The following is a 19,319-nucleotide window of genomic DNA, read 5'->3' as shown; positions in this document are numbered from 1 at the left end:
GCCGATGACCGCGACCGCTTCCACCGAAACGCACCCGACCGACTCTGTCTCCCGGCGCCGCGCAGCGACACGCGAGACGACGATCCGCAGCAGCTACCGACTACAACTGCGGCCCGACGTGCTGACCTTCGCCGCGGCCGCCGCCATCGCGGAATACCTACAGCAGCTGGGTATTTCACATCTCTACCTGTCGCCGGTGCTGACCGCGGCACGCGGTTCCACACACGGCTACGACGTCACCGACCCGACCACTGTGTCGGCGGCGCTCGGCGGCCCGACCGGGCTCAAGGCACTCGCCGACGAGGTGCGCAGCCGCGGTATGGGGCTGATCGTCGACCTGGTCCCCAACCACGTCGGCGTCGCCGACCCGCGGCAGAACCCCTGGTGGTGGGATGTGCTGCGGAACGGCCAGGAATCCAGGTTCGCGCACTACTTCGACATCGACTGGAGCCCGGGCAACGGCACCGGCGGCAGGCTGGCGCTGCCGGTGTTGCAGAGCGAGAACGACCCGGCCGCGCTGACTGTCGACCGCTCGGGCGCCGAACCCATGTTGGCACTGCATGATCTGCGCTTCCCGATCGCCCCGGGCACCGACGGTGACAATGCGCTGCGCATTCACGACAAACAGCATTACCGTCTGGTGAGTTGGAAGGCCGGGCTGTGCAGCTACCGCCGGTTCTTCGCGGTCAGCAGCCTGGCCGCGATCCGCCAGGAAGACCCCGAACTCTTCGAGATCACCCACCGCGAACTCGCCGCCTGGTGCGAGCACGACCTGATCGACGGCGTGCGAGTCGACCATCCGGACGGGCTCGCCTACCCGGCCGAATATCTCACCCGGCTGCGCCGTCTGATCGGCCCGCACCGGCTGCTTCTGGTGGAAAAGATCCTGGCCAACCGTGAGCCGCTCGACGCGACGCTGCCGGTCGACGGCACCACCGGCTACGAGGCGCTGGCCGACGTCGGGGGTGTGCTGATCGATCCGGAGGGCGAACAGGCGCTCACCGAACTGTCGCACCGATTCGCCGCACATGGCAGCGACCGCGCGTGGATCGGCGAGACAGAGCACCGGATCAAGCGGGCGGTCGCCGAAAGCATCCTGGCACCGGAGGTCCGGCGACTGGTGACGGCGATCAAGCAGGATGCGAACGCCGAGAGCTTCGACACCTTGGCACTGACCAACGCCACCATCGAAGTGCTGGCTTTCATGCCGGTGTACCGGGCCGACTACGCGCCGTTGGCCGGGATGATCGGCGCGGTGGTCGCCGAGGTGGAGAAGCGCAACAACGAACTCACCGCACCACTCGCGGTGCTGGTCGCAGCCTTGGCCACCGACGGCGCCGCCGCGGTCCGGTTCAGCCAGGTGTGTGGCGCGGTCACCGCCAAGGCAGTCGAGGACACCATGTTCTATCAGGCCGTTCGGCTGGTCTCGCTGCAGGAGGTCGGCGGTAACCCGGCCAGGTTCGGCCGCTCGCTCAACGAGTTCCACGTATCCAACAGCGAACGCGCCCGGCGCTGGCCGGCGACCATGACGACGCTCTCGACGCATGACACCAAGCGCGGCGAGGACGTACGGGCCAGGATCGGCGTGCTCTCCCAGGCCGCGGAGACCTGGGCGCGCAGCGTCGAGTCCTGGTTGGCGACCACGCCGGCCCCGGACGGGGCGACCGCACTGTTCTTGCTGCAGAACATGTTCGGCGTGTGGCCCGCCGACGGCCGGCCGGCCGCATCGGTGCCCGGACTGCGCGAGCGTCTGCACGTGTTCGCCGAGAAGGCGATCCGCGAGGCGAACACCAAGACCTCCTGGGAGGAATCGGACGCCGAGTTCGAGACCGCGGTGCACGGGTGGCTGGACGCGGTGATCGACGGCCCGGTCGGCTCCGAACTCGGCGACCTGGTCCACGAACTGGCCCCGCACGCCTGGTCGGACGCGTTGTCACAGAAGCTGTTGCAGCTGTGCGGCCCGGGCATCCCGGATATCTACCAGGGCTGCGAACTGTGGGAGGACTCCCTCGTCGACCCGGACAACCGCCGGCCGGTGGACTTCGCCGCCCGCGCGGGCATGCTCCAATCGCTGACCGGCACACCGACGCTGGACACCACCGGTGCGGCGAAGATGTGGATCGTCGCCTACGCGCTGTGGCTGCGCCGCGAGCGTCCGGACTGTTTCGTCGGCGGCACCTACCAGCCGCTGTTCGCCGCCGGCGAGCATGCAGGACGAGTGGTGACCTATGCACGTGGCCGGGCGGGCGAAGCACCGGAGGTGATCGTCGCAGCCACCCGGCACAGTCTGGGCCTGGCCGAGAGCGGCTGGGGCGATACCTTTCTGGATCTGCCCACCGGCAACTGGACCGACCGACTGACCGGACACACATTCCAGGGGCGAGCACGGCTGGAGAAGCTGTTCGGTCGACTACCGGTCGCGCTGCTGGTTCGCTAGAGGTCCGCAGTCATCACTCCGATCTTCTCGAACGACCGTGGCGACGGCGGCGACCGGCTGACGGAGGCGGCGAAGCGGACCGCCCGAGCGCTAGAACGTCGCGTCGAACCGACGGGCACTCCGACGCGCGCCGACCAACCCGACGACGCCACGCGCCGCGCCGACCGCGGCCGCAGCGAGCACCGCGATTTGCGGCGATGCGGTGATGAGCAGCAGAACCAGGCAGGTCATCAGCCCGGCCACCAGCGCCTCGAGCTTGTACACCGGCCACGCGCTGCCGGCGATCTCGATCGTCGCGGCGCGCGCCGTAGGGTGAACCACTGCCATCTCTTCAGGCTAGTCGGAGATCTGAGTTCGGTCCAGCGAACTTTCTGTCGCCGGGAACACAGGCGATTCCTGCCGTGTTACCGCTGACATGCCACTCAAAGGTGAATACGAACCGAGTACCTCCGACTGGGCCCGCGACCAGGCCGAGAAGTACGAGAACTCCGGCGGCGACGAGGGCACGACGTTGCAGGGCAAACCCGTCATCCTGCTCACCACCAAGGGTGCGAAGACCGGCAAACTGCGCAAGACCCCGCTGATGCGGGTGGAACACGACGGGGAGTACGCCGTGGTCGCCTCGCTGGGCGGCGCGCCCAAGCACCCGGTCTGGTACTACAACGTGAAGGCGGAACCGCACGTCGAACTGCGCGACGGCGCGGTGAACAAGGACTACACCGCGCGCGAAGTCTTCGGCGACGAGAAGGCGGTGTGGTGGGATCGCGCTGTCGAGGTGTGGCCGGACTACGCGAACTATCAGACCAAAACCGATCGACAGATTCCGGTATTCGTCCTCAGCCCCCGGTAACGCCGTGTCACCGCCACCCGCCGCAGCACGCCACTGCGGCAGGTGGCAGCATATTTCGGGTGTCCAATCCGCTTGATGTCCTCGACGACCTGTCCGGTCCTCGTCCCGCGCTCAACGCGGACGAGATCGATGCTGCCGCCAAGCGAATCTCCGACATCATCGACCCGACCCCGCTGCAGCGCAGCGAGCGGCTCTCCGAGCTGACCGGGGCGAACGTCTACCTCAAGCGCGAGGATCTCACCGCGGTCCGCTCCTACAAACTGCGCGGCGCCTACAACCTGGTGATGCAGCTGACCGCCGACGAACGCGCCGCGGGCGTGGTCGCGGCCAGCGCGGGCAACCACGCGCAGGGTGTCGCGTTCGCGTGCCAGGCGATGGGGATCAGGGGCCGGATCTACGTGCCGACCACCACGCCGAAGCAGAAACGTGACCGTATCCGGGCGCACGGCGGTGAGTTCGTCGAGCTCATCGCCGTCGGCGAGACCTACGACGCCGCGGCGGCGGCTGCCGCAGACGAGGTGGCCCGCACCGGCGCGACCATGGTGGCGCCGTTCGACGACGCGCGCACCGCCGCCGGTCAGGGCACCATCGCGCCGGAGATCCTGGAGCAGCTCGGCGCCTCGCCAGACCTGGTGATCATCCCGGTGGGCGGTGGCGGCTGCCTGGCCGGTGTCGGCACCTACCTGCGCGAGCGATCCCCGCGCACCGCCATCCTCGGCGTGGAGCCCGCGGGCGCGGCCTCGATGACTGCCGCGTTGGTGGCGGGGGGTCCGGTAACGCTGCCGGAGATCGATCCGTTCGTGGACGGCGCGGCGGTGCGCCGAATCGGCGCGGTGCCGTTCGCCGCGGTGTCCGGTTTCGGCGGGCAGGTGGTCTCGCACGGCTCACTGCCCTTACTGACCACGACCACCGAATCCCCGAGTGGCGCCGGCTCATTCCGCATGATGCACGTCGATGAGGGCGCGATCTGTACGACGATGCTCGATCTGTACCAGAACGAAGGCATCATCGCCGAGCCCGCGGGCGCGCTCGCGGTGACCGGACTCGCCGAGATCTCCGTGGAGCCTGGCGCCACGGTGGTGTGTTTGGTGTCCGGCGGCAACAACGACGTCTCCCGGTACGGCGAGATCATCGAGCGCTCGCTGGTGCACCGCGGCCTCAAGCACTATTTCCTGGTCGACTTCCCGCAGGAACCCGGCGCGCTGCGTCGCTTTCTCAACGAGGTGCTCGGTCCCGACGACGACGTCACGATGTTCGAGTACGTCAAGCGCAACAACCGTGAGACCGGCGCGGCGCTGGTCGGTATCGAACTCGGCGTGCCGGAAGGACTCGGCCCGCTGCTGGAACGGATGCGCGAATCGCCGATCCAGTGCGAACAGCTGGAGCCGGGCTCGCCGGCCTACCGCTATCTGACCTGAACGAGCTGAAACGACCGCCACGTAAACCGATTCGCGCGACTGCGTCGTGCCCAGGGTCATGACTCGTCGAGGCGGTAGTTATCGAGGATCCGTCCGCGTGGAGAACGGCGCGAATTCGGCGGCGGCGCTGCCACCGATACCCGGGGGCAGTATCGCCAGGTTCCGGGAGCCGCATTGCTCATCTTGGCACGGTAAACGCGCAGTTCACACGCAGCAACCTTCTGTCTCGGACAGTTGCCGTTCTATTGCCCGGCGACCACAGAAACGCCCCGCGTCTTCGCCTTCCGCGGACTTCACCGATCGGCGGGCAGCGCTGTCTCCAGCAGTGTGAACGAGTGACCGGGAACGGTCGTCGCGGAACGGCCTACCGTCGGCGGCTCCCAGGACAGCAGCGGGATGCCGGCAATCGGCACGGCGGCGTGATCCTCGGCGAGATTACACACCAGGGCCAACGTGCCGCGGTGCACAACGATCCACCGCGCCGCTTCGTCGTAGTCCACCGAAACATGGGTCAGCCAGGGATCACTGAGCGACGCATGCTCACGGCGAAGCGCCAAGAGTCTTCGATAGCAGGACAACAGCCGCGCGTGGACAGGTTCGTCCAGTTCACCCCAGTTCAGCTTGGAACGCAGAAAGGTCCACGGATCCTGCGGATCGGGAACCTCGTCGGTGTCCCAGCCGTGTTCGGCGAATTCCTCCTTGCGCCCCGTGGCGGTGGCGGCCGCAACCACCGGATCGGTGTGCGAGGTGAAGAACAGGAACGGAGTGCGCGCGCCCCACTCCTCCCCCATGAACAGCATCGGCGTGAACGGCGCACACAGCACCAGCGCGGCCTTGATGGCCAGCTGACCCCCGGTCAGGTAGGCGCTCGGCCGATCGCCGATCGCGCGGTTACCGATCTGATCGTGGTCGCAGGTGAACGCCAACAGCGCACTGCCCGGAATCAGGCTCGGGTCGATCGGGCGGCCATGTATACGGCCACGGAAACTGGAAAACGTTCCGGCATGGAAGAACCCGTGGGTGAGCGTATCGGCCAGGCAGCGCAGCGAGCCGAAATCGGCGTAGTAGCCCTGACGTTCGCCGGAGACGGCGGTATGTACCGCATGGTGCAGATCGTCGTTCCACTGCCCGGCCAGCCCGTAGCCGCCTGCCGCGCGCGGGGTGATCAGCGTGGGATCGTTGAGGTCGCTCTCCGCGATCAGCGTCAGCGGTCTGCGCACGTGGGCGGCTAGGCGATCGGTTTCGACGGCGAGTTCGGCGAGCAGATGAGTGGCAGTGCGATCGACCAAGGCGTGCACGGCGTCCAGTCGCAGCGCGTCGATGTGGAACTCACGCAACCAGCGCAGCGCGTTGTCGATGATATGCCTGCGCACCTCGTCGGACTGCGGACCGTCCAGGTTGACGCTCTGCCCCCAGGTGTTGCGGCCGGCCGTGAGATAAGGCGCGAAACGCGGGAGGTAGTTTCCGGAGGGACCGAGATGGTTGTAGACGACGTCGAGGCAGACCGCCAGCCCACGAGCATGGCAGGCGTCGACGAATCGCTGCAATCCGTCGGGCCCACCATAGCTTTCCTGCACCGCGTACCAGAGCACACCGTCGTAACCCCAGTTGTGGGTACCGTCGAAGGCGTTCACGGGCATCAGCTCGACCACTGTCACGCCGAGCGCGACCAGATGGTCGAGCCGCTCGATCGCGGCGTCGAACGTGCCTTCCGCGGTGAAGCCGCCGAGGTGTAACTCGTAGTAGACCGCACCGGCCAGGGTCCGGCCGGTCCAGCCCGCATCGGTCCACCCGGCCGGATCGAGAGTGTGCAGCGCCGAGCGGGCGTGCACCCCGTCGGGTTGACGCGCCGAGCGCGGATCGGGCAGCACAGTCGGATCGTCGTCGAGCAGGAAGCCATATCTGGCGCCGTTCGAGGCGGGCAGATCGGCGCGCCACCACCCGTTCGGCGACCGCGTCATCGGATGGGTCACTCCGTCCAGGTCCAACCGCACCAGCTCCGGTCGTGGCGCCCACACCTCGAACACAGTCACCGCGCCAGCATCGCACGAGCCCGATCGGTCCGCGCGCCTCGGACACTCGGCTACGCGCAACGTCGGCAAACCGGCGCCGCGGCCCGTCATCGATCCGGTGCGCGACGACGACGTGGCCGACAGCATCGCGACGTGACAGCACGGCCCGCGACCGCGATGCATGGCGACTGCGACGAGACAACGGCACGGCAGCCCATAACCAATGCCTCAGCGGCGCGGCAACACACCACCGCGAAACACGAGCCATTTCCCAGCGAGCGCGGCGATCCCAGCGAAATAGCGGCCCCAACGGCATGACGATCTCAGCGACCCAAGTGCCCCAACGACATAGCAATCCAGTGGCGTACTGACATGACCCGCCGTTGTCATTGTCGGGCCTCGCGCACCACCACGGCCCGCAGGAGTCTGCGCATTCGCGGCTGCCGCTGATCAGCGAAGTACGGAAGGCTACCCGCGGAGAACAGCTCTGGCGTAGCTGGGTTGAGTCCTGACAGAGTGGGGGCGTGGGTATCTATGCCGAGCAGGTTGTCCCGAGGATCGTGAACATCGCCTGCGGGACGCGAGCCAACGATCCGCTGCGTGCGCGCGTATGCGCCGGACTGTACGGACGCGTCGTAGAAATCGGGTTCGGATCGGGGCTGAACGTGCCGTTCTACCCGACGGCCGTCGGTTCGGTCAGTGCGGTCGAGCCTGCCGATCTCGGTTGGAAGCTGGCGCACGACCGGATTGCCGCGGCGTCCGTGCCGATCGAGCGGGCGGGCACAGACGGCCGGTCGCTCCCCCTCGGCGACAGCTCGTTCGATTCCGCACTGTCGACCTGGACCATGTGCACTATCCCCGATATCGCGACAGCCTTGGCGGAGGTGCGGCGGGTGCTCGTGCCCGGAGGCACGCTGCACTTCGTCGAACACGGGCGCGCGCCCGATCACCGGGTACGGAGGTGGCAGAACCGGCTGAACCCGGTGCAGAAGACGCTGTGCGGCGGCTGCCATCTCAACCGCGATATCCGCGGCCTGTTGACCACCGCCGGTTTCGAGATCCGGACTGCCGAGTCGTTCTACGGCGAGGATGCCCCCCGGATCTTCGGCGCCCAGACGATCGGTGTCGCAGTCTCACCCTAGCCGATCAGCACGTGGCCGAAGGCCGTGCCTGCACCGGAAGCACACCGTACCGGAGTAATCGTCGTTGTGGTCGGGACCGGTTGCCGGGCCACCCCCTCGCGACGGAGAACTCGGACCGCACACCCCTTCCAGGTGCGCGACCCGAGGCGGTCTGCGCGGACGCGACGGCTTCAGACGGTGAGACAGCCCGGCCCGAGCAATGCCTTCAGGTCACCCATCAGTGCCGACGACGGCGAAACCCGCAGTTTGTCGTCGAGTTTCAGCAGTGTGGTCTTGTCACCCGCGCCGACGAGCCGCAGGTGCACGTCCGAGGTGCCGGGGTGGCTGGTCAGCACCCGGCGGAGCGCGCCGACCTTGTCCGGCGTGCACATGCGGGTCGGAATGCTGACCGCGAGCGGCTTGGCCACCCCGATGGCGGAGAGGTCGGGCACGGCCAGATCGTTGGCGATCAACGAGATCCGATCGTCGCGCACCGAGACGCGGGCCTTCACCAGCACCACCGCGTCCTCGACCACGTCCATGCCGTACACCGAATACGCCTGCGGGAAGAACAGCACCTCGATGCCACCGGTCAGATCCTCCAGTTGGGCGGAGGCCCAGGCCAAGCCGTTCTTGTTGATACGGCGGTTCACCGACGCGAGGATGCCGCCGATGGTCACCTGCGTGCCGTCTTTGATGTCACCTTCGAGAATGGCGGGGATCTGCGTATCCGCCTGCGCCGCGAGCACGTGTTCGACGCCGTTGAGCGGGTGTCCGGACACGTACAGACCGAGCATCTCCCGCTCCAGCGCGAGTCGGTGCTTGGACTCCCACTCCTCGTCGGGCACCTTCACATTGAAGACCGAGTTCACCGACTCGTCCGCGTCGACGCCGCCGAACAGGTCGAATTGACCGATCGCCTCGGCCTTCTTGGTGGCCATCACGGCATCGATGGCGTCGGAGTGGATCAGCAGCAGGCCCTTGCGCGGGTGCCCGAGGGAGTCGAAACCACCTGCTTTGATGAGAGATTCGGTGACCTTCTTGCTCGCCGCGATCGCGTCGATCTTGTTCAAGTAGTCGGAGAAGTCGGTGAACTTCGATTTCTCCTTGCGTGCCTGGATGATCGAGGCGACGACGTTCGCACCGACATTGCGCACCGCGCCGAGGCCGAAGCGGATGTCCTTGCCGACCGAAGCGAAGTTCTGCTCGGACTCGTTGACATCCGGCGGAAGCACGGTGATGCCGAGACGTCGGCAGTCCGAGAGGTAGACCGCGGCCTTGTCCTTGTCGTCCCCGACGGAAGTGAGCAGGCCGGCCATGTACTCGGCCGGGTAGTTGGCCTTGAGGTAGGCGGTCCAGAACGACACCAGACCGTAGCCCGCCGCATGCGATTTGTTGAACGCGTATCCGGCGAACGGAAGGATGGTGTCCCACAGCGCCTTCACCGCGCCCTCGGAGAACCCGTTCGCCGTCATGCCCTCGTGGAAGCCCTTGTACTCGGCCTCCAGCACCTCGAGCTTCTTCTTACCCATGGCCTTGCGCAGCGCGTCGGCCTTGCCCATGGAGTACGAGGCGACTTTCTGCGCGATGAACATGATCTGCTCTTGGTAGACGATCAGGCCGTAGGTCTCGGCGAGGATGTCCGCGAGCGGCTCCTCCAGTTCCGGATGGATCGGCTTGATCGGCTGGCGATTGTTCTTGCGATCGGCGTAGTCGTTGTGCGCGTTCATGCCCATCGGACCGGGGCGGTACAGCGCGAGCACCGCGACGATGTCGTTGAAGCCGGTGGGTTGCATGCGGCGCAGCAGGTCACGCATGGGGCCGCCATCGAGCTGGAATACGCCGAGCGTGTCACCGCGCGAGAGCAATTCGTAGGTGGCCGGATCGTCCAGCGGCAGATTGTCCATGTCCAGGTCGATGCCGCGGTTGGCCTTGATGTTGTCCAACGCGTCACCGATCACGGTGAGGTTGCGCAGGCCGAGGAAGTCCATCTTCAGCAAGCCGATGGCCTCGCAGGACGGATAGTCCCAGCCGGTGATGATCGCGCCGTCCTGCGGCCGCCGCCAGACCGGGATGGCGTCCATCAGCGGCTCGGACGACATGATCACCGCGCACGCGTGCACACCCGCGTTGCGGATCAGGCCCTCGAGTCCGCGAGCGGTCTCGTAGATCTTCGCGACATCGGGATTGTTGCCGATGAGTTCGCGGACCTCGGCGGCCTCCTTGTACCGCTCGTGATCGGGGTCCATGATGCCCGACAGCGGGATGTCCTTGGCCATGATCGGCGGCGGGAGCGCCTTGGAGATCTGGTCGGCGATGGCGAAGCCGGGTTGGCCGAACTGGACGCGCGCCGAGTCCTTGATCGCCGCTTTGGTCTTGATGGTGCCGAAGGTGATGACCTGGGCGACCCGGTCGGTGCCCCACTTCTCCGTGGCGTAGCGAACCATCTCACCGCGGCGGCGATCGTCGAAGTCGATATCGATATCGGGCGCGGAGGGACGCTCCGGGTTCAGGAACCGCTCGAACAGCAGCCCGTGCGGCAGCGGGTCGATATTCGTGATGCCCAGCGCGTAGGCCACCAGTGAGCCCGCCGCCGAACCACGGCCGGGGCCGACCCGGATGCCGACCTCCTTCGCGTGCGAGACGAGATCGCCGACGACGAGGAAGTAGGCCGGGAAGCCCTTTTGCTTGATGACGTCGAGTTCGAAGTAGGCGCGGGTGTAGTACTCCTGCGGCACGCCGCCGGGGAACCGATGCGCCAGACCGCGGTCGACCTCTTTGCGCAGCCAGGAATCCTGGTCCTCGCCCGCGGGCACGGGGAACACCGGCATGCGGTCCTTGAACGCCCACACGTCGTCGTAGGACTGGACCCGCTCGCCGATCAGCACCGTGTTGTCGCAGGCGCCGGGCACCTCGGCGTCCCAGAGCGCGCGCATCTCCGCGGCGGACTTCAGGAAGTAGCCGTCACCGTCGAACTTGAACCGAGTCGGGTCCGAGAGCGACTTTCCGGTCTGCACACACAGCAGCGCCTCATGGTTGCTGGACTGATCTTTGGTGACGTAGTGGCAGTCGTTCGTCGCCAGCGGCGGAATGCCCAGCTGCTTGCCGACGTTCAGCAGTCCCTCGCGGACTCGCCGCTCGATGGACAGCCCGTGGTCCATCACTTCGAGGAAGAAGTTGTCCTTGCCGAAGATCTCCTGCCACTTGGCCGCGGCCTCCAGCGCCTCGCGCTCGTGGCCGAGTCGAAGGCGGGTCTGCACCTCGCCGGAAGGGCAGCCCGTCGTCGCGATGATGCCTTCCGCGTACTGGGCGATGATCTCCTCGTCCATGCGCGCCCACTTGCCGAGCTGGCCTTCGATGGAGGCCAGGGAGGACAGCTTGAACAGGTTGCGCAGACCGGTCGCGGTCTCGGCGACCATCGTCATGTGTGTGTAGGCGCCCGAACCCGAGACGTCGTCGCCCTTCTGGCTGGGGTCACCCCACTGCACCCGCTTGGTGTTGAACCGGGAGCCGGGCGCGATGTATGCCTCGATGCCGATGATCGGCTTGACATCGTGTTTCTTGGCGGAGTTGTAGAACTCCGACGCCCCGTACATGTTGCCGTGGTCGGTCATCCCGACCGCGTTCATACCCAGCCGTTTCGCCTCGCTGAACAGCGGAGAGATCTTGGCCGCACCGTCGAGCATGGAGTACTCGGTGTGGTTGTGCAGGTGAACGAACGATCCGGACGAGGCGGCCAAGACGGTCCTTCCTCCCAAGGTCTCGACGGGGGTTGGCTGGACCGATTCTAGGGGTCGGTACCGACTGGTTCGGCACGGCTCGCTGGGGCGTCGATGGCGCGCGGCGTGTCGGTGGCGAAGATCACCAGCGCGTCCTGGCGACTCGCCATCAGAGTGGCCGATTTCCGCGAGTGTCGCGACACGAGTAGAGCTGTCGTAACAGACTGCGACCGGGTGACGACGATAGTCTCGACTTCCCTTCTCACGACGGTGTCGGACGCCGCGGGGACGGATGCACCGCAGAACAGACACGGAAGTTCCCAAACTTGTGGAGGTGTCGATGAATTCGGCTAAAGCACTGTTCACCGTTCCCGCACTGCCCGCGGTCGCGATCACGGCCCTACTCGTGACGGCCGCGCCCGCCGCGGCCGCGACGACGGACGGTCGATTCCCCACCATCTACGCCCTCGGCCAAGGTCCCTGCGTGGGGGCGGTCGAGTCCTCGGTCAACCCCAACGCCTATCCGAATCTCGCGGCGTTCACGGTCAGCTCGACGCTGGTCGGCGTCGGGGCGTGCACCTTGCCGATCACACTCACCTGGCGCAACGTCGATACCGGCGAGACGGGTGCCTTCCCGGTGACCGCACAGGGTCCCGGATATTGGGGCAACAGCGGCCACTCCGCACTCTTCGCACCCGGCTTCGGCCGTTTCACCGCGACGGTCAGCGTCGGCGCCGCACATCTCCCCGAACCGGGCGCGATCGAGTTCACCGTGGCGCGCTACCAGGGTTAACCGATTCCGCACCGGGCCCGCGCCGCAGTGCGGACCCGGTGCGGGCCGCCGTCCGCACGGCGAACACCGGGCCGCGCCGGACTCGGATCCTCGGCGACGATAATCGGCCCATGGATTCTCTTCCGCAGTGCCCGCGATGACCACCGCGTTCGCCGTCGTGGTCACCGCGTCGCTGATCGCTGGCGCGTTACTGATCTGGCGGCGTACCCGCCGGGTGGTGACCACGCCCGCCGAGCGAGCGGTGCATTCGGCTCTGCACACCGCGTCGCTGGCGGCGATACCACTGCGGCGGGGGCTCACCGAACAGTCGGCGCAAGAAGCCGCACCGCACCTGCGTGCGCTCACCGGCGCGGAAGCGCTCACGCTGCTCGACGCCGACGGCGCTCTGCTCGCCTGGGAAGGTCCCCACGCCGAACTGGCCGAATACTTCACCGAGGCCGCCGGACGCGCCGTCGCCAACGAGCGGCCGGTGCTCGTCACCGGACCCTGTCGCGGCGAGCACGGAGGGCGCACGCTGATCGCGCAGCCGCTACTGATCGAGTCCACCGGGGTGGCCGGGGTGCTCGGCGTGGTAACCACCGGAAAGCCGGGTCCTGGCTGGCTCGGCGCGGTCGCCGAGGTGGCGCGGTACGCCTGCGGCCAACTCGAATTGGCCGAACTGGACGCCTCCCGGGCCCGGCTCGATCGAGCCGAGGTGCGCGCGCTGCGCGCCCAGATCAGCCCACATTTCATCTACAACGCGCTGAACACGATCGCGTCGTTCGTCCGCACCGATCCGACGCGCGCCCGCGAACTCATCCTCGAATTCGCCGACTTCACCAGATACTCCTTCCGCGCCGCGGGCGAATTCACCGTGCTGGCCGACGAGCTCCGCAATATCGAGCGATACCTGGCGCTCGAGCGCGCCCGCTTCGGTGACGCGCTCGAGGTGCGCCTGCGGATCGCTCCGGAGGTGCTCGGCGTCGTGCTGCCCTTCCTCGCGTTGCAGCCGCTGGTGGAGAACGCGGTACGGCACGGGCTGGCCCGTACGACGCACGGCGGCACGGTCAGTATCGTCGCCGCCGACGCGGGCACCGACTGCGTGATCAGCGTCGAAGACGACGGCGTCGGCATGGATCCGGAACTGCTGCGCTCCGGCGCTCTCGACGCCGTCGACACCGGAACGGGCCCGGCGGGCTCGGGCGAGTCGGCGCACATTGGGCTGGCCAATGTCGACGACCGACTGCGCGCGGCGTTCGGCAACAGCTACGGTCTGGTGGTCGAAACCGCGCCCGGCGCCGGCACGAAGGTCAGCCTGCGCGTCCCCAAGTTCCGCGCGGGCATCCGGGCATGAGCCCGCCGCCCTCCCGGACGATGGTCGTCGACCAGCCCGCGCGCACCCGGATGCGTGTTCGCCGCGACCTCGGACGTCCCCGGACAACGGCGCCGGATGCCGTGGTTTCGATGCCCGAGTGGCGCCGCGGCGACCTGCGCCTACGATGAAGCGATTGTGACCCGCACGACCAGCAAGCCGACGGGCACGCTGCGCGTGCTCGCCGTGGATGACGAGAAACCCGCTCTGGACGAGCTGGTGTATCTGCTGCGCACGCGGTCGGAAATCGGGGAGATCCACGCGGCCGCCGACGCGACCAGCGCGCTGCGGGTACTGCGAGCGCACCCGGTCGACGCGGTGTTCCTGGACATCAACATGCCGGGGCTGGACGGGATGGAGTTGGCCGGGATCCTGTCGGAATTCGCGAATCCACCCGCGGTGGTGTTCGTGACCGCACACGACGATCGCGCGATCGCGGCGTTCGATCTCGGCGCTGTGGATTATCTGCTCAAACCGCTGCGCGAGGCGCGGCTCGCCGCGGCGACCCGACGGATCGCCGCGGCACGCAGCACGCCGCGGCACGCCGCCGACCAGTCGCGGACCGACCCGAGCGAGGTCATCCCGGTGGAGCTGGGCGGGGTGACCACGCTGGTGCCGCGCGCCAGCGTGAGCTGGGTGGAGGCGGACGGCGACTACGCGCGCCTGCACACCAGCGGCGGATCCCACTTGGTGCGGATTCCGTTGTCGGCGTTGGAATCCCGATGGCAGGACGCGGGTTTCCTCCGGGTGCACCGGTCATATCTGGTCGCACTGCGGCTGGTGACCGGGCTGCGCACCGTGGGCTCCGCGACCATGGTGTGCCTGCGCGCCGAAGGCGACGCCGCCGCGGTCGAACTGCCGGTCAGCCGTAGGCAGGTGCGTGAGTTGAAGCAGCGACTGGTGCGCGGCCACCCACCGCGGTGGAGCACCCCGTGACCGGGCCCCAACGTTCGCCGCGGCAGCGCGTTGTGCTGTCGCAGCGGCGCGGGGCACGGCGGGTGCGCACCCGGGTGGAGGTGGCCGAGCAGACCGAGATCGGTGCGGCGCTCATCGGCGGCCTGATCCGCGCGCAGCTCGGGCTCGCACTGCGACTCGGTCTGGTGACGGTCACCGTGTTGGGTGTGCTGCCGGTGCTGTTCCAGATCGGATCGATCGGAACAGTGGCGGTGCTGGGAGTGCGCTTGCCTTGGGTGCTGCTCGGCGGCGCGGTGTACCCGCTGCTGTTACTGGTCGGCCGGTCATATGTGCGCCAGGCCGAGCGCAACGAACAGGACTTCCTCGAGCTGGCCGAGGATTGACATGCTCCTCACCTACACTCCGCACGCCCTGTCGCCGACCCGAAGCGCGCGACACCGCCGCCGGGTCACCCTGAGCGTTCACCGATACGACGCGTCCGGTTCGGTGCGATCCACTGGGAACCGCGTCGGTCACGACACCACGGCAGCGCTGCGCAACCACCCTCTCTTTTCGGCGCGCGCCGCGTTCCGAGGAGGTTCGGCATGATCGCCGGATCCGTCCCCGCGTTGACGGTGGTCGCGCTGGTTCTCGCGGCGCTGGCTACCGTCGCCATCGGCGCGTACGGGGTGCGCCTCGCGCGCACCACCTCCGACTTTCTGGTCGCCTCACGCAGTGTGGGGCCGCGCTGGAACGCCGCTGCCATCTCCGGCGAATATCTCTCGGCCGCTTCGTTTCTCGGCGTCGCCGGGTTGATCGCGAAATACGGCGCCGACGCGCTGTGGTACCCGATAGGTTTCACCGCCGGGTATCTCGCGCTGCTGATGTTCGTCGCGGCGCCGCTGCGCCGCTCCGGCGCGTACACCGTGCCCGACTTCGCCGAATTCCGTTCGGGCTCACTGCGCCTGCGCAGGCTGGCCGCGACCGTGGTGGTGCTGGTCTGCGCGGTATATCTGATCCCACAGTTCCAGGGCGCCGGGTTGACGTTGCACATTCTGCTCGGCGTCCCGAACTGGGTGGGCGCGGTGGCGGTCGGCGCAATCGTGCTCGCCAACGTGGCCGGCGGCGGGATGCGTTCGATCACGCTGGTCCAGGCATTCCAGTACTGGTTGAAACTGACCGCCGTGGCAATTCCGGCGCTGGTGCTGCTCGGACATTTCCTCGCCGACGAGCGCGCGCTCGGCACACCCGCTCCTCCGGTGGTGGCCGAGCGCACCACGGTCGATGTGACCACCGACGTGGTGGTCCAGGTCGATGCGCCACACCGGGTTTCGATCAGCGGTACCCTCGACGACCGCGCGGTCGACGGAACGGCGCTGCTGAGCGCGGGCACGCACGAGCTGGCCGCGGGCACGCGACTGGTGCTGGAGGCAGGCGCCGAGGTGCCGGTCGTCGCGGGCGCTCCCGCCGACGGCGTGAACTGGCTGGCGCCGGGCGGCGGGCTCGGCGGAGCGCACCCGACCTATCAGGTGTACTCGCTGATCCTCGCGACCTTCCTCGGCACCATGGGGCTGCCGCATGTGCTGGTGCGCTTCTACACGAACCCCGACGGAAGGGCCGCCCGCGCGACGGCGCTCGCGGTGATCGGGCTGGTCGGACTGTTCTATCTGTTTCCGGTATTGCTCGGCGTCTTCGCGCGGGTGTACGTGCCACAGTTGCTGATCACCGGTACCTCGGACGCCGCGGTGGTGCTGTTGCCGGGCTCGGTGGTCGGCGGGCTGCCGGGGCAGCTTCTCGCGGCCCTGGTGGCGGCAGGCGCGATCGCGGCGTTCCTGTCCACCTCGTCGGGTCTGCTGGTGAGCATCGCCGGCGTGCTCAGTACCGACATGCTGCGCGGGCGGATTCGCGATTTCCGTACGGCGGCGCTGGTCGCGGGCGTTGTGCCGCTCGCGCTGTCGCTGACTGTGGTGTCGCTGGACCTGTCGCGCACCGTGGGTCTGGCGTTCGCGGTCGCCGCCTCCACCCTGTGCCCGTTGCTCGTACTCGGTATCTGGTGGCGTGGGCTGACCGCGACCGGCGCGTCCGCCGGTCTGGTCGTGGGTGGTCTCACCGCGGGCTCGGCGACGGCCGTCTCGGTCACCGGTGGGCTTTCCGACCAGGTTGCCGGTGGCTGGCCAGCGGCGATGCTGGCATACCCGGCCGCGATCAGCGTACCGTTGGCCTTCGCCACCATGATGCTGGTCAGCGCATTCACCAGTGGGCTCGACAGCAGGCGGATCGGCCATATCTTCGTCCGGATGCATGCGCCGGAACGGCTGGGAATGGGTGCCGACCGTGAGCGCGGCCTGCGCTCGGACTGACCGATCGCAGACGCGGCACGCCGATCCGGCACCGCGCGACGCCGGAACCGTTCGTCGCGCCGCACCGACCGCTCACCGCATATTCGACCACCTTCGCGGAGTGATTCAGACCACATCATGTTGTCTTCGCGCGCACCTGGCTACCGTCCAGACGACGTAAGCCATGTCACACGCTAGGACCATCATGACCACTACCGATCTCGACGGCACCGTCCCGCGGCAGGTGCCGAGCGCGGCGGACTTCGCCGAAGTGCAGCGCAGTCCACAGTTCCAGGAATTGCGAACCCGCCTTCGCCGCTTCGTGTTTCCGATGACCGCGCTGTTCCTGCTCTGGTATCTCGGTTTTGTGCTGCTCGGCGCCTACGCGCACGACTTCATGTCCCGTCCGGTGATCGGGGATGTCAACGTCGGTTTGTTGCTCGGGCTGGGTCAATTCGTGTCCACCTTCGCCATCACCGCGCTCTATGTCCGGTTCGCCAATCGGGAACTGGATCCGCGCGCGGTGACCATCCGTGCCTACCTCGAGGGAGACCGGGCGTGAACACCGTGAGCTACTACGCCGCAGCATCGACCGTGGGCAACCCGGTAGCCAATATCGCCATCTTCGCCGTCTTCGTCGCGATCACCATGGTCGTGGTGATCCGGGCAAGCCGGAAAAACGCCACCGCCGCCGACTACTTCACCGGCGGACGCGGCTTCTCCGGCCCGCAGAACGGCATCGCCATCGCGGGCGACTACCTCTCGGCCGCGAGCTTCCTCGGCATCGCGGGCGCCATCGCCGTCTACGGTTACGACGGATTCCTCTACTCCATCGGGTTCCTCGTCGCGTGGCTGGTCGCCTTGCTCCTCGTCGCCGAGATGCTCAGGAATACCGGCAAATTCACCATGGCGGACGTGCTGAGCTTCCGGCTGAAAGAAGGTCCGGTGCGCACCGCGGCCGCGCTGTCCACGCTGACGGTGTCACTGTTCTATCTGCTCGCGCAGATGGCGGGCGCGGGCGGCCTGGTCGCCCTGTTGCTGGACATCTCCGACAAGACCGGCCAGTCCATTGTGATCGCCGTGGTCGGCGTGCTGATGATCGTGTACGTGCTGGTCGGTGGCATGAAGGGCACCACATGGGTGCAGATCATCAAGGCGGTGCTGCTGATCGTGGGCGCCGCGCTGATGACCATGATGGTGTTCGCGAAGTTCGGCTTCGACTTCTCCGGGATCCTCGGCTCCGCCCAGGACGCGGTGTCCGGCTCGACGAACAAAGCGGTCGCGGCACGCGACGTGCTCGCGCCTGGAGCGCAATACGGCGGTAGTGAGATGTCGAAGCTGAACTTCGTCTCGCTCGGCCTGGCGCTGGTGCTGGGCACCGCGGGACTGCCGCACGTGCTGATGCGGTTCTACACGGTGCCCACCGCCAAGGAAGCACGGCGCTCGGTGGTGTGGGCGATCGGCCTGATCGGCGCGTTCTACCTGTTCACCCTGGTGCTCGGCTACGGAGCAGCCGCGATCGTCGGCCCGGACCGGATTCTGGCCGCCGCGGGTGGGCAGAATGCCGCGGCGCCACTGCTGGCGTTCGAACTCGGCGGAGTGGTGCTGCTCGGCGTGATCTCCGCGGTCGCCTTCGCCACCATCCTCGCGGTGGTCGCGGGCCTGACCATCACCGCGTCGGCGTCGTTCGCGCACGACATCTACGCCAGCGTGATCAAACGCGGCAAAGCCGGTGAAAAAGAACAGGTCCGAGTCTCGCGGATCACGGCGGTCGTGATCGGCGTGCTGGCCATCGCCCTCGGCATTCTCGCCAACGGGCAGAACGTGGCCTTCCTGGTGGCGCTGGCATTCGCGGTGGCCGCGGCGGCGAACCTGCCGACCATTCTGTTCTCGCTGTTCTGGCGGCGGTTCAACACCACCGGAGCGCTGTGGAGCATGTACGGCGGCCTGATCTCGACCATCGTGCTGATCGTGTTCTCCCCCGCGGTCTCCGGCACCAAGACCTCGATGCTGCCTGGATCGGATTTCGACTGGTTCCCGCTGTCCAATCCGGGAATCGTCTCCATCCCACTGGCTTTCGTGCTCGGCGTGATCGGAACCCTGGTCGGCGGCCGGTCCGACGACTCGGGCAAGGCCGCCGAGATGGAGGTCCGCTCGCTCACCGGCGTGGGCGCCGAGAAGGCAGTGGCGCACTGATCGCTACCCGGTATCCGTTGTTTCCCTCAGCTTTTCGTCAGGAGAATTCGCGTGACCCGCGCTACTACCGATGACCGCGACAGCGCCCCCACCGCCTTCCCGCCGAGTGCGGAGTTCGCTGCCGCGGCGAATGCCGATGCCTCCCTCTACCAGCGCGCGGCCCAGGACCGAGAAGCGTTCTGGGCCGAG

At 67.6% G+C, this 19,319-nt stretch carries 14 protein-coding genes; 11 read left to right on the top strand and 3 right to left on the bottom strand.

Features of this window, described 5'->3' with window-relative positions; translation table 11 throughout:
• Positions 1-4: 4 nt before the first annotated feature.
• Positions 5-2,437, top strand: a complete 2,433-nt coding sequence (gene treY / locus AB0B25_RS18445) for a malto-oligosyltrehalose synthase (RefSeq protein WP_357180631.1) — start codon at positions 5-7, stop codon at positions 2,435-2,437.
• 90 nt (positions 2,438-2,527) lie between these two features.
• On the opposite strand, the gene AB0B25_RS18440 is transcribed toward treY, so the two are convergent.
• Positions 2,528-2,764 (bottom strand): hypothetical protein, encoded by a 237-nt coding sequence (locus AB0B25_RS18440; protein ID WP_357180628.1) that lies wholly within the window; start codon positions 2,762-2,764, stop codon positions 2,528-2,530.
• A gap of 88 nt (positions 2,765-2,852) precedes the next feature.
• Between AB0B25_RS18440 and AB0B25_RS18435 the strand changes: the two genes are divergently transcribed.
• Complete coding sequence (locus tag AB0B25_RS18435) at positions 2,853-3,287, top strand: nitroreductase family deazaflavin-dependent oxidoreductase (RefSeq protein ID WP_357180626.1); 435 nt, start codon at positions 2,853-2,855, stop codon at positions 3,285-3,287.
• Positions 3,288-3,346: 59 nt separating this feature from the next.
• Positions 3,347-4,705: a threonine ammonia-lyase IlvA gene (ilvA, locus tag AB0B25_RS18430; RefSeq protein ID WP_357180623.1), complete on the top strand. Its 1,359-nt coding sequence runs from the start codon at positions 3,347-3,349 to the stop codon at positions 4,703-4,705.
• Between the two features lie 293 nt (positions 4,706-4,998).
• On the opposite strand, the gene treZ is transcribed toward ilvA, so the two are convergent.
• Positions 4,999-6,738, bottom strand: a complete 1,740-nt coding sequence (gene treZ, locus AB0B25_RS18425; RefSeq protein WP_357180620.1) for a malto-oligosyltrehalose trehalohydrolase — start codon at positions 6,736-6,738, stop codon at positions 4,999-5,001.
• Positions 6,739-7,241: 503 nt separating this feature from the next.
• On the opposite strand from treZ, the gene AB0B25_RS18420 reads away from it, so the two are divergent.
• On the top strand, positions 7,242-7,859 hold the full coding sequence (locus AB0B25_RS18420; RefSeq protein ID WP_357180618.1) for a class I SAM-dependent methyltransferase: 618 nt from the start codon (positions 7,242-7,244) through the stop codon (positions 7,857-7,859).
• Between the two features lie 170 nt (positions 7,860-8,029).
• Here the strand turns inward: AB0B25_RS18420 and dnaE are convergent, their stop codons facing one another.
• Positions 8,030-11,578, bottom strand: a complete 3,549-nt coding sequence (dnaE, locus tag AB0B25_RS18415) for a DNA polymerase III subunit alpha (protein ID WP_357180616.1) — start codon at positions 11,576-11,578, stop codon at positions 8,030-8,032.
• 319 nt (positions 11,579-11,897) lie between these two features.
• On the opposite strand from dnaE, the gene AB0B25_RS18410 reads away from it, so the two are divergent.
• The 7 genes from AB0B25_RS18410 to AB0B25_RS18380 all read left to right on the top strand — a co-directional run bounded on the left by AB0B25_RS18410 (position 11,898) and on the right by AB0B25_RS18380 (position 19,130).
• Positions 11,898-12,350 (top strand): hypothetical protein, encoded by a 453-nt coding sequence (locus AB0B25_RS18410; protein WP_357180615.1) that lies wholly within the window; start codon positions 11,898-11,900, stop codon positions 12,348-12,350.
• A 136-nt stretch (positions 12,351-12,486) separates the two neighbouring features.
• Positions 12,487-13,683: a histidine kinase gene (locus AB0B25_RS18405; RefSeq protein ID WP_357180612.1), complete on the top strand. Its 1,197-nt coding sequence runs from the start codon at positions 12,487-12,489 to the stop codon at positions 13,681-13,683.
• Between the two features lie 156 nt (positions 13,684-13,839).
• Positions 13,840-14,637 carry a LytTR family DNA-binding domain-containing protein gene (locus AB0B25_RS18400; RefSeq protein WP_357180609.1) on the top strand — a complete coding sequence of 266 codons (798 nt, stop codon included), beginning with the start codon at positions 13,840-13,842 and terminating at the stop codon, positions 14,635-14,637.
• Positions 14,634-14,999: a hypothetical protein gene (locus tag AB0B25_RS18395; RefSeq protein WP_357180606.1), complete on the top strand. Its 366-nt coding sequence runs from the start codon at positions 14,634-14,636 to the stop codon at positions 14,997-14,999. Before AB0B25_RS18400 ends, AB0B25_RS18395 begins: the two co-directional genes overlap by 4 nt.
• Before the next feature lie 201 nt (positions 15,000-15,200).
• Complete coding sequence (locus AB0B25_RS18390) at positions 15,201-16,955, top strand: cation acetate symporter (protein WP_357180603.1); 1,755 nt, start codon at positions 15,201-15,203, stop codon at positions 16,953-16,955.
• 184 nt (positions 16,956-17,139) lie between these two features.
• The gene (locus AB0B25_RS18385; protein ID WP_357180600.1) at positions 17,140-17,496 is read left to right on the top strand and encodes a DUF485 domain-containing protein; all 357 of its coding nucleotides are present in this window, start codon (positions 17,140-17,142) and stop codon (positions 17,494-17,496) included.
• Positions 17,493-19,130, top strand: coding sequence for a cation acetate symporter (locus AB0B25_RS18380; RefSeq protein ID WP_357180598.1), 1,638 nt, complete (start codon positions 17,493-17,495; stop codon positions 19,128-19,130). Before AB0B25_RS18385 ends, AB0B25_RS18380 begins: the two co-directional genes overlap by 4 nt.
• Positions 19,131-19,319: the final 189 nt, after the last annotated feature.

The sequence above is a fragment of the Nocardia sp. NPDC049190 genome (assembly GCF_040648115.1).
GTDB lineage: Bacteria > Actinomycetota > Actinomycetes > Mycobacteriales > Mycobacteriaceae > Nocardia.
The sequence above is the reverse complement of the archived record's forward strand: the minus strand, read 5'-3'. Positions and strand labels throughout refer to the sequence as shown.